The organism is uncultured Arcticibacterium sp., from assembly GCF_964021845.1.
Classification (GTDB): Bacteria; Bacteroidota; Bacteroidia; order Cytophagales; family Spirosomataceae; genus Arcticibacterium.
On record NZ_CAXHZC010000011.1, the window covers coordinates 82556 to 94507 of the forward strand.

Below are 11952 nucleotides of genomic sequence, written 5' to 3' on the forward strand. Positions count from 1 at the left end.
TGAGACAAAGAGTTTAAAGTGAAATTTAAATGCTTGTGGCTAGTTCAGCAGCTTCTTTAATGGCAAGTTTGGCATCTAATTGAGCAGCTATATTGGCTCCGCCAATCAAATGCACCGATTTACCAGAAGCCTTAAGTTCTTCAAACATGGCTCTCAGGGGCTCTTGTCCAGCACAAACCACCACGTGGTCAACAGGGATAATTTGCACCTGCTCATCAACTTCTATATGAAGTCCTTCGTCGTCTATTTTTAGGTATTTGGCTCCGCCAATAAGATTTACCTTTTTCATGGCCAAACTAGAGCGGTGGATCCATCCAGTGGTTTTACCAAGGTCTTTGCCGTGCTTTCCTGGCGAACGCTTTAATAAATAAATCTCGCGAGGAGAGGGTAGAGGTTGGGTAGCTTTTGCCAAGGCACCTTCATGCTGATACGTCATATCTACACCCCATTCTTTCATGTAATCTTCTACATTTAGGCTTACGGAGTCGTGCGACATGTCGTGAGCAAGGTATTCTGCCATATCAAAACCAATTCCTCCTGCACCTAGAATAGCCACGCGTTTTCCCACCGGTTTCTTTTTATAAAGAACGTCAGCGTAGTTTAATACTTTAGGATGCTCTGCACCTTCAATTTTTATTTTTCTTGGGCTAACGCCTGTCGCCAAAATGATTTCATCATAATTAGCATTTGAGAGCGTTTCTAAAGTGGCTTTGGTATTTAAATTCACATCAACCCCATACTTCTTTAGCATTTCACCGAAATATCGAATCGTTTGAGCGTATTCCTCTTTACCGGGAATCTCTTTGGCCATATTAAACTGACCACCTATTTGAGGTTCGGCTTCAAATAAATCTACATCATGACCTCTTTTGGCAGCAGTAGTGGAAAACTCCAAACCCGCTGGTCCAGCACCTACTACAGCTATTTTCTTTTTCGTCTTCGTCGGCAAATGATTTAGTTCTGTTTCATGACATGCTCTTGGATTAACTATACAGGAGCAAACTTGCATGGTAAAGGTATGGTCAAGGCAAGCCTGATTACATGCTATACAAGTATTGATTTCCTGAGGTCTATTTTCAATGGCTTTTAAGACCAACTCAGGGTCGGCAAGGAAAGGCCTTGCCATAGAGACCATATCAGCACAGCCTTCTTCCAATATATTTTCTGCCACATCAGGCATATTAATACGGTTGGTAGCTACAAGTGGAATATTTACTTCGCCCATCATCCTTTTGGTAACCCATGCAAAACCGCCTTTTGGCACCACTGTACCTATGGTAGGAATACGGGCCTCATGCCAGCCTATACCTGTATTAATAATAGTAGCTCCTGCTTTTTCTACTTCTTTTGCTAGCTGAACTGCTTCTTCCCAAGTACTACCGTCTTTCACTAAATCTAACATGGAGAGACGATAAATGATAATAAAGTTATCGCCAACGGCAGCCCTAGTTCTTCTGATAATTTCTAATGGAAACTGAATTCTATTTTCATAGGAACCACCCCATTTGTCGGTTCGTTTATTTACCTTCTTTACTATGAATTGGTTAATCAAATAGCCTTCAGAGCCCATGATTTCTACGCCATCATAGTTCGCGTATTGAGCCATTTTGGCACAATTGACGTAGTCTTCAATGGTTTTCTCTACTTCTTCACCTGTTAAACCTCTGGCAGGAAAAGGAGAAATAGGTGCTTTGGTATCACTAGCAGAAACATTATTTTCAGTATAGCCGTAACGGCCTACATGAAGTATTTGCATACAGATTTTTCCGCCTTCCTCATGTACTGCGGACGTTACTATTTTATGCTCTTCTGCTTTTTCTTTGGTATCTAATGCTTCGCCAAAAGGCAATGCCAAGCCTTCTTTGCTAGGGGCTATTCCACCTGTTACTATGAGAGCCACTTGTCCTTTTGCCCTTTCTCTATAAAAGGCTGCCAGTTTTTCATGCCCGCCAGGAAGATCTTCCAGCATAGTATGCATGGAACCCATTAAAACACGGTTTTTTAGCGTAGTAAAGCCTAAATCTAAAGGTTCTAGGAGTTTAGGGTATTTTGTCATTTGTTGATGTTTATTATAAGAAGGCAAAATTTAAGAATAAGATTTCAAAAGGTGTTGAATAATCATATTATTCTTTGATTTTTTATGACAAAACGAATTGTGTTTTATGCTGGAAAACGGAATCTACTGCAATATAAAATTCTGCATACTGAATTAGTTTATCTCATAGTTTTGGAAAAAATAAGATATAAGTGATAAAGAAATTTGTATGATGTTTAGCTTAAAGCTTACATTAATTCTCCGAGTGGAAGTTTTTGATTTTTTGTTGGGAAATTAAGAGGTAGAGAAGTGGCGGATACTTTTAAATAAAGATTTTTGGTGGCGAAGCGTTTAAATGGGAATAGGTCAGTTTTTTAATATGGAAAATTTCCAATGCACATGTATGGGATGGCTTTAGGAGGTTAGTTATAAGTGGAGCACTTAAGCTCTAAACTATTCACTCAGAAGTTTCTCGGCAAAATAATTCATCATGGTTTCTACCTCATGGAAATCATTTTCTTGAACAGAAATATCTGTGAGTCTGGGAAGGTGATTGGCAAAATAAATATGATCGTTTGACATCTCAAAAAGGTTTGCCGCCAGTCCCAAAGGATATTTGAAGTCGGGGTTTATTTCTGATATTACTTGCGAAACCGTGTTGGTAAGGTTCTTATAGCCACTAAAAAAGCCTTTAGAGTTTTCTTTGTCCACCTCCTTGGTACGGTATGCCTTCACGCCTTCAGAGATTACAATATTATGAAGTTTACTTTCATTCACATATTCCACATTTGGGTTTTCTATAAAAGCAGAAACAAAGGAATGTATTATAATTTTTAGTTTTTTTCTTGGGTCATCTATATTAAGCGTGTTAATGCTGATAAGGTAACTTACCCACTCCCAGTACCAATTTACCAGATAAATAAGCAGGAGGTGTTTATTCTCAAAATAGCGATAAATGGAAGCCTCCGTAGAGTTTATTTTCTGAGCTAACTTCTTGAAAGTAAAAGATTCAAAACCAAACTCCTCAATCATTATTATACTGTATTGGATGATTTTTCGTCCAAGTTTGGAGTCCTGAGGCTCTTTTAAGTATAGGCCCTCGTTTAAGGATATTTTTATCTCTACGCTCATTTTAATGCTTTTCAAAAAATTAAGTAAGGCTAATTTTTTTGGGATGGCAAATTTAAGGATAAATATTACTATTATTTTAGATAGTATTACTATCATTTTAAATAGTGTTATTATATTTGCCAAGGATTTTTATAAAACTCTATAAATAATGAATAAGCTATTCTCTAATTTGAAAAGCGATATACCCTCTAGTGTTGTTGTTTTCTTTGTGGCCTTACCTTTATGTCTTGGTATAGCACTTGCTAGTGGAGCTCCTCTTTTTTCAGGTTTAATTGCCGGTATTGTTGGTGGTATAGTGGTGGGTGCCTTGAGTGGTTCCAAATTAGGAGTAAGTGGTCCAGCGGCTGGCTTAGCTGCCATAGTGCTTACAGCTATTGGTAGCTTAGGAAGCTATGAGAACTTTCTTGTGGCAGTGGTACTTGGTGGTATTATTCAATTGATTTTTGGATTTCTTAAAGCAGGAGTTATAGGGCACTATTTTCCTTCTTCTGTTATTAAGGGAATGCTTACTGGTATAGGTATTATCATTATTTTAAAGCAAATTCCTAACTTCTTCGGTTATGACGAGGCCTCAGCTTGGGACCTTGAGTTTTTTGAAATTGATGGTGGTAACACCTTTTCAGAGTTATTTACCATGCTGGGTAATATACACCCTGGAGCGGCTTTAGTTGGTATAATAAGTTTGGCTATTCTGATAGTTTGGGATAATGTTTTGAGTAAGAAAGCCAAAATTTTTCAGATTATTCCTGGCCCGTTTGTAGCAGTGGCTTTAGGTATTCTATTCTATGTTTTAACCAAAGGCAGCGAACTCCTTTCTATAGGTGGGAAACACCTTGTTAGTGTACCCGTGCCGGATGATATTTCTTCTTTTTTAGGGCAGTTTAGCTTTCCAAATTTTGCGGCCATAACAGACCACCAAGTGTGGGTAGTGGCTTTTACTATAGCCCTAGTAGCAAGTATAGAAACTTTATTAAGTGTAGAAGCTACTGACAAACTTGACCCGCATAAGAACGTAACGCCGACCAACAGAGAGCTTTTAGCTCAGGGTACGGGTAACATTATATCTGGATTAATAGGTGGTTTGCCTATCACGCAGGTGATTGTCCGTAGTTCTGCTAATATACAGTCTGGTGGAAAAACTAAACTGTCGGCTATTCTTCATGGGTTTTTACTCCTTACCTCTGTGATAGTAATCCCAGGACTACTCAATATGATTCCGCTTTCGGTATTGGCGGCGGTTCTTTTGGTGGTAGGGTATAAATTAGCGAAGCCTGCATTATTTAAAAAAATGTTTAATCTAGGCTGGCAGCAGTTCGTTCCATTTATAGTCACTATATTAGGAATAGTCCTTACCGATTTACTTTTCGGAATAGGCTTAGGTTTGGCCGTTGGAGTTATCGTTATCCTTTTCAGAAGCTACCAAAATTCACATTTCTTACACAAAGAGGAAAATGATAAAGGCGGAAAAATAAAAATGACGCTGGCCGAGGAGGTTACATTTTTTAATAAAGGGGCCATTTTACATGAATTAGAACATTTACCGCATAACTCGCACCTAGTGTTAGACGTGAGGCAAACAAAGTTTCTAGATTGGGATATTGTGGAAATTTTGGAAGATTTTGTTATCAAAGCGAAGGAGAGAGATATTAGCATAGAGCTAATTAGAGAAAGTGGTATTATTCACAATCCACCGAGTTACAAGGAACTTTTCATTACTAAAAGAAAAATAAGTAAACTAAAGAACATAAAATAATATGAAAGCACATACTAAAGAGACCCAAGCTACTATGACACCTCAAAAGTCATTAGACTATCTTAAAGAGGGAAATGCTAGATTTCAGGGTAACCTAAAAGCAAATAGAAACTTACTAGAGCAGGTAAATGATACCAGTGACGGACAGTTTCCGTTTGCTACAATCTTAAGCTGTATTGACTCTAGAGTTTCTGCAGAGCTAGTTTTTGACCAAGGTTTGGGCGACATTTTCAGTGTACGTATAGCTGGTAATTTTGTGAATCCTGATATTCTTGGAAGCATGGAATTTGCATGTAAGCTAGCAGGAACCAAACTAATAGTAGTATTAGGGCACACTGCCTGCGGAGCAGTGAAAGGAGCCTGCGATGATGCCAAATTAGGTAACCTTACAGGAATGTTAGCTAAAATAAAGCCTGCTGTGGACGCCATTACTGAGCCTAAAGACCCAAGCATTCGTAACTCAAAAAATATGGAGTTTGTAGATAATGTATCTGCTAAAAATGTGCAGTTGACTATTGAAAAAATAACAAAAGACAGTCCGGTACTAGCCGAAATGGAAAAGAACGGTGAGATTAAAATAGTAGGTGCTATGTACGATATTAACACGGGAGCAGTAGAGTTTTACGAGTAAGACTTTACCTGCTTGCAGGTGTTTTACACTTATAATTATTTCAAAAACCACCCTCAAAGGTGGTTTTTGTTTAATAAGAGCTTTCTATTCTCTATTTTTAGAGCTTATTCGCAAGAAACTCTTTCAAACATTTTCATGTCATACCTCATGAATAATCCGTTAGGAAATAAAGCAGACCATAAAAGAGGTTTTATAAGGAGTTTAGTCCTTATCCTTGCTTTCATACCTTTGATTTTTTCTTGTGTAAATGAGAAAGAGGATACTACAACTGAAATAGCCCCAACGGATTTTTCAGGAAAAGAATTGGCGAAAATACATTGCAGCAGTTGCCACGCTTTTGTTTCTCCCACATTCTTGTCAAAAACTATTTGGCTAGAAGATGTGCTTCCGGCAATGGGACACAGATTAGGAATATATGATGGCGATAAGCAGCTGAACAACCTTTTTGGGCCACCCGAGAACAGGGCCAACATAGAAAAAGCGAATATTTTCCCTACAAAACCTGTACTAGCCAGAGCAGATTGGGATAAAATCGTTTCCTATTACACAGAAAACGCAGAGGAATCCGATGTGAAGGCTCTTCAAAATGAGACCATTACAACGGGCCTAAAACGTTTTAAGTACAAGGAAGCAGCCTTTGCCAACCGCCCTGCAATTACCGCTATGGTGAAAATATTGCCTGACAAGCGTGGACTTGTTTTTAGCGATGCAAAAAACAGGAAAAATGTTTTAACTTTTCTCAACACTAAATTAGAACATCAACGTACTGTTGCCTTGGAGTATACCGCTGTTCATTACCGAGAAAAAGAAGATGACGTTTTCTTAACCACGATAGGTAGAAATTTTTATCCTAATGACTTGAAGCATGGTGCGGTTCAGGAATTAAATTTCAACAAAAACGAGACTACCACTCCGCTTATCTCAAATTTACAACGCCCCGTTTCCATGGAATATGGAGACTTGAACAATGATGGTTTGGAAGATATCGTGGCCTGTGAATTTGGCGATTTAACAGGAAAACTGGCTTGGTATGAAAATATTGGCAATGGCACTTACAAAGCAAGAATACTTAGCAATAAGCCAGGAGCCATCAAAGCCATCATTAAAGATATTAACAGAGATGGGCTGAAAGACATATTTGCTCTGATGGCTCAAGGGGATGAAGCTATTTTCTATTATGAAAATCAAGGAAATGGCAACTTTAAGGAAACTAGACTACTCACTTTTTTGCCGCTAAATGGCTCACAATATATGGAGCTAGCAGATTTTAATAAGGATGGTTTTGATGATATCATGTATGTCTGTGGTGATAATGCCGACAAAACGCCAATTCTAAAGGCCTATCATGGTGTATATATATTTCTAAATGACGGGAAATTCAATTTTGAGCAAGCTTACTTCTTTCATCAAAACGGTGCATATAAAGCCATACCGCGTGATTTTGACCAAGATGGCGACTTAGATATAGCCTCGATTTCCTATTTCCCCGATTATTTGAGTAATCCACAAGAAAGCTTCGTGTATTTAGAAAATAAAGGAAATCTAAATTTTAAGGCGGCTACATTTCCAGAAGCATCAAAAGGAAGATGGATGGTGATGGATGCGGAAGACATGGATGGCGATGGCGATATAGACATAGCCCTAGGTTCTAATGTGCAGTTTCTTGCTCAAGGCGATACCACAGGAATTAGCAAAAAATGGCTGACAGAAAGCCCCTCAGTCATAGTGTTAGAAAACACCTTGAAGTGAAATGCACAGTCTTCCAGTCTTACATGAAGCTATATGCCTCTATTAATAGTTACACATTCAAGGGGGGGAGCAGTAGAAATAGTATACAAAAACCACCCCAAAGAGGTGGTTTTTAAGTTTAATAAGCTTTTTAAGTTTAAATCTCTCTAGCCTTAATGCTTCTATACATAATGCTCATATCTCTGTTAGGGTGTAGTTGAATACCTATTGGCCCTGTTTTTTTCATCCCTTCTGATGTGTAAGTAAGTACCTCTTCGTTATTAAGCCATACCGTGTAAGTATCTCCTACCACCTTTACTTTGATGGTATTCCAGTCATCTTTTTTGAGACTTTTTAGACTGGCTTCTACAGGGTAACTTTTTCCTGGTATATACGGAGAAGCCGTTAAGTCCCTTTTTAATGAACCAGAAATTCCAATTTGAATTTGGTCAATATCGGAACGCAAGAAAATACCCGAATCTATGTTGCCACTTACGTTCTTGTATTCTACTTCTACTATAAAGTCTTCATAGTCTTTTTCTGTCCACAGTATTCCTCCTTTACGAGTTTCGTCACTTGTGACCATTAAAATCCCATCAGATACCGTCCAATTGTCATTATTTGGCTGAGGTATCACCCAACCATCTAAGTTTTTGCCATTAAAGATTTTTTTGAGTTTTTGAGCAGACAGCTCACTAAAACTTACTAGCAAGGCTAGCGAAAGTGCAATCGTTATTTTTTTCATTATTAATATAGGGTTTGAGAAGTAAAGCTAGAATAAATTCTCAAATGACCTTACTAGAAACCTATATTTTTGGTCAGATTAAATACCAATCCTTTAACTATATCTTATCTCGCCCGAGAAAGTACTTTTTGAAATAGTATTTCATCGGATTAGAGTATTTCTCATTTTTCCATGGCCTGCTAGAGTGGGGTAGGTGTAAAACCGGAAGGGCATTGGAAAGGTAGTTCTGAAAGCCTAATTGCCTTGACATTTTAGTGATGCTTACATCAAACCAGTCTTTTTCAGGGTTTAAAGTTTCAAAGTCATACGCTTTTAAGAATTTGTTTGTGAGTAAAGTGCAGCAAAAACTCAAACTTCTTTTGGTGACAAACAAATCTCCATCACTTTTCTTTATGTGCTTATAAGGGAAGTTAATATCCCCATTTTGGTCAACAGTTACCGAACCAATCATGCCTGGGTTTGCTAGACTTTCGGCCAACTTTGCCAATTCAGAAATAGTGTTCTTTTCTACCAGTACATCAGACTCTATTAATAACAAATGGGTATCCTTTTCTAAAGCCATTTTTTGAGCCATTCTCAAAACCGTTATATAGTTAGGAGATGGAGTAGTAATTAGCTCCGCAAGGTTAATATGCTTGAAATTAAGCTTTGTTGCCTTGGCATCTAAAAAAGAGGTAGTTTCTTCATTGCTAAAATCATTAAAAACAAAATAATCAAAATTACCTTCGGCCTGATAAATATGCTGAATGGTCTTCTTGGTAGTTTCTAAGGAGTTTTTTACCGGAGTAATGACTATCATTTAATTTTTCATTGTAGCGTTTGACAAAACCGGGGGCAATTTCGCCAATACTTTGAGCATAAAAAACCTTTTTCTTAGCTTATATTTGAGTATCCATCTATTAGGATAATGACTTTAAAGATGCACCATGAAGAACCTAATCCTTATTTTTGCCGTTTTAACGGCTTGTACACCAAAATCTGAAAAAATGCCTTATCAATGGCCTGACGCCAAAGCTCCCATAGCAGAGAAAAAAGAACATATTAGAACTATTCATGGAGATTCGGTGGCTGATCCTTATTACTGGATGTATGATTATTTTGGCAAAGGTCCTGATAGTCAGAATGTGGTAGACTATTTAGAAGCAGAAAATGCCTATTTGAAAATTAAGATGGGTAAAACGGAAGCCCTTCAAACAGAGCTTTTTAATGAAATGAAAGGCAGAATAAAAGAGAAGGATGAAAGTGTGCCTTATCTTAAAAATGGCTATTACTATTATTCCAGAACAGAAGAAGGTAAGGAGTACTATAAATATTGCCGTAGGAAGGGAAGTATGGAAGCTCCTGAAGAGATACTACTTGATGTGGATGCCATGGCTGAAGGTAAAGCATATTTTGCGGCAACAGGCATGACAATTAGTGAAGATAACAAACTCTTGGCTTATGCGGTAGATGAAATATCTAGAAGGGAGTATACCATATATATCAAAAACTTAGAAACTGGCGAGATTCTGAAAGATAAGATTGCCAATACTGAGGGTGACCCTGTCTGGGCAAATGATAACTCTACGCTATTTTATACTGCTAAGAATCCTGTAACACTCCTTTCGGAGAAAATATATAGCCATAAACTCGGTACTGGCGTGTTGAAAGACAAACTTGTTTATGAGGAGAAAGATAAATCAAATTATATAGGCGTTTATAAGAGTAAAAACAGCGAGTGGATTTGGATTTACTCTATGGCTACTACTTCTTCGGAGGCTAGGTTTATTAATGCTAATGAGGCAAATTCCGATTTTAAAGTATTTCAGCCGAGAGTAAAAGATGTACTTTATGATGTAGCGGCACTAGAAGACCGTTTCATCATTAGAACAAATGCCGATGGTGCAGAAAATTTCAAATTGATGGAATCACCACTTACAGCTACCACCAAAGAAAATTGGAAATCTTATAAAGCTCATGACACAGAGGTATTAATAGAAGGGATTGATGAGTTTAAAAACTATTTGGTCATTCAGCAGCGTAAAAATGGTTTGACGGAGTTAAATGTTCAAAACCTTAGTACAGGAAAAGAGCATCTTATTTCATTTGATGAGGCCACTTATGATGCAGGTTTGGCAGGAAACAGAGAGTTCGATGCTAAATTATTGAGGTACAGGTATACCTCTATGATTACGCCAAGCTCTGTTTTTGATTATGATATGGATAGTCGCGATAAAACTTTACTTAAGCAGCAAGAGGTTTTGGGAGGCTATGATAAGTCGGAATATGTTACAGAAAGACTTTATGCTACCGCAAGAGATGGCGTAAAGGTGCCTATTTCAATAGTCTATAAGAAAGGTTTTAAGAAGAATGGAAGTTCTCCTCTTTTAGAGTACGCTTACGGTTCTTATGGTTACAGTATGGATGCCTCTTTTAGTAGCAGCCGTTTGAGTCTTTTAGATAGAGGTTTTGCTTTTGCCATAGCTCATATTAGAGGAGGGCAAGAAATGGGAAGGCATTGGTATCTTGACGGGAAACTGATGAAAAAGATGAACACCTTTAATGATTTTATTGATTGTGGTAAATTCTTGATTGCCGAAGGTTATACATCATCAAAGCATCTTTATGCCAATGGAGGTTCTGCTGGAGGTTTATTAATGGGTGCTGTGGCTAATTTGGCACCAGATTTATATAATGGTTTGATAGCTGATGTTCCTTTTGTAGATGTGGTCAATACCATGTTAGATGAGGAAATTCCATTAACTACTAACGAGTATGACGAGTGGGGGAATCCTAATGAGAAAGAAGCTTATGAATACATTAAAAGTTATTCTCCTTATGAAAATATTGAGGCTAAAAAATATCCTAATTTATTAGTAACCACAGGTCTACATGATTCTCAAGTGCAATACTTTGAACCCGCTAAATGGGTCGCAAAGTTGAGAGACTTAAAAACGGATGACAATGTGGTACTTCTAAAAACTAACATGGATTTTGGGCACGGAGGTGCTTCAGGAAGGTTTGATTATTTGCACGATGTTTCATTGAGATATGCTTTTTTATTAGCTTTGGAAGAAAACTAAATTTTTCAGGCCTATAAATACACGACACACTAAAAAAGCCTATGAAGTGAAATTAAGAAGTATTGTAGTAGAAGATGATATCTTAGCTAGAAAAATGCTCGAGCATTTGTGTGAAAAACATGAATCCTTAGAGCATTTACAGTCCTTTGAGTCTGCAGAGGATGCTCTAGTTTTTTTAGAAACCATAGACGTTGACCTAATATGGCTTGATGTAGAAATGGGAGAGCTTAATGGTTTTGATTTATTGAAGCGTTTGGCAAATCCGCCTTCCGTTATTATGACCACCTCTAGCTCAGCCTATGCTTTTGAAGCTTATCAGCACGATATTGTAGATTATATCCTCAAACCTATTAAACTAGATAGATTAAACGCGGCTGTCACAAAAGTGATGTCTTTAGAGAAACACAATCCTAAAGAAACCGAAGTTGCTGACAATGACATTTTTATCAAATCGGAGAAGAAACATATCAGGCTTTCGGTAGATGATATAGTGTATGTAGAGAACCTTAGCGACTATGTTAAGATTTGTACTAAATCAAATGTTCATATAGTACATGCTACCATGAAGAGCCTGGGAGAGAAATTGGGTGATGACTTTTTTAGAGTACATCGTTCTTTTCTTGTCAATTTAAATAAGGTAAAGGACGTAGATGACAATAATCTAATAGCAGGTGGAAGAGAAATTCCCATCAGCAGAAGAACTAAAACAGAGTTTTTAGAAAAACTTAATATTCTAAAATAGAGGAAGTTCCCTTAAGTTTTAATGCTCCTCTCTACTGTCAAAATAAGCATTCTAGCGAGCAAGTATTCTAAGTAAGCGTTTTAGCGAGCAAGTATTCTAAGTAAGCGTTTTAGCGAGCAAGTATT

Annotated in this window: 9 protein-coding genes; 5 read left to right on the forward strand and 4 right to left on the reverse strand. The window is 37.5% G+C overall.

The genetic code is table 11. The features are described from left to right. Positions 1–25: 25 nt before the first annotated feature. Positions 26–2056, reverse strand: coding sequence for an NADPH-dependent 2,4-dienoyl-CoA reductase (locus tag AADJ06_RS21700; RefSeq protein WP_341228596.1), 2031 nt, complete (start codon positions 2054–2056; stop codon positions 26–28). Positions 2057–2488: 432 nt separating this feature from the next. Further along, complete coding sequence (locus AADJ06_RS21705; RefSeq protein ID WP_341228597.1) at positions 2489–3262, reverse strand: TetR/AcrR family transcriptional regulator; 774 nt, start codon at positions 3260–3262, stop codon at positions 2489–2491. Between the two features lie 52 nt (positions 3263–3314). Here AADJ06_RS21705 and AADJ06_RS21710 point away from each other — a divergent pair, with 52 nt between their 5' ends. The 3 genes from AADJ06_RS21710 to AADJ06_RS21720 all read left to right on the forward strand — a co-directional run bounded on the left by AADJ06_RS21710 (position 3315) and on the right by AADJ06_RS21720 (position 7299). Next, positions 3315–4919, forward strand: a complete 1605-nt coding sequence (locus AADJ06_RS21710) for a SulP family inorganic anion transporter (protein WP_341228598.1) — start codon at positions 3315–3317, stop codon at positions 4917–4919. Between the two features lies 1 nt (position 4920). Then, positions 4921–5550 carry a carbonic anhydrase family protein gene (locus AADJ06_RS21715; RefSeq protein WP_341228599.1) on the forward strand — a complete coding sequence of 210 codons (630 nt, stop codon included), beginning with the start codon at positions 4921–4923 and terminating at the stop codon, positions 5548–5550. A 147-nt stretch (positions 5551–5697) separates the two neighbouring features. Further along, on the forward strand, positions 5698–7299 hold the full coding sequence (locus tag AADJ06_RS21720; protein ID WP_341228600.1) for a VCBS repeat-containing protein: 1602 nt from the start codon (positions 5698–5700) through the stop codon (positions 7297–7299). A gap of 136 nt (positions 7300–7435) precedes the next feature. Here AADJ06_RS21720 and AADJ06_RS21725 read toward each other — a convergent pair whose 3' ends face one another. Together AADJ06_RS21725 and AADJ06_RS21730 are read right to left on the reverse strand one after the other, a co-directional pair. Further along, on the reverse strand, positions 7436–8023 hold the full coding sequence (locus AADJ06_RS21725) for a DUF1080 domain-containing protein (protein ID WP_341228601.1): 588 nt from the start codon (positions 8021–8023) through the stop codon (positions 7436–7438). Between the two features lie 97 nt (positions 8024–8120). Further along, positions 8121–8822 (reverse strand): glycosyltransferase, encoded by a 702-nt coding sequence (locus tag AADJ06_RS21730; protein WP_341228602.1) that lies wholly within the window; start codon positions 8820–8822, stop codon positions 8121–8123. Positions 8823–8949: 127 nt separating this feature from the next. On the opposite strand from AADJ06_RS21730, the gene AADJ06_RS21735 reads away from it, so the two are divergent. Next, positions 8950–11085, forward strand: coding sequence for a S9 family peptidase (locus AADJ06_RS21735; RefSeq protein ID WP_341228603.1), 2136 nt, complete (start codon positions 8950–8952; stop codon positions 11083–11085). A gap of 46 nt (positions 11086–11131) precedes the next feature. Then, positions 11132–11827 carry a LytTR family DNA-binding domain-containing protein gene (locus AADJ06_RS21740; RefSeq protein ID WP_341228604.1) on the forward strand — a complete coding sequence of 232 codons (696 nt, stop codon included), beginning with the start codon at positions 11132–11134 and terminating at the stop codon, positions 11825–11827. Positions 11828–11952: the final 125 nt, after the last annotated feature.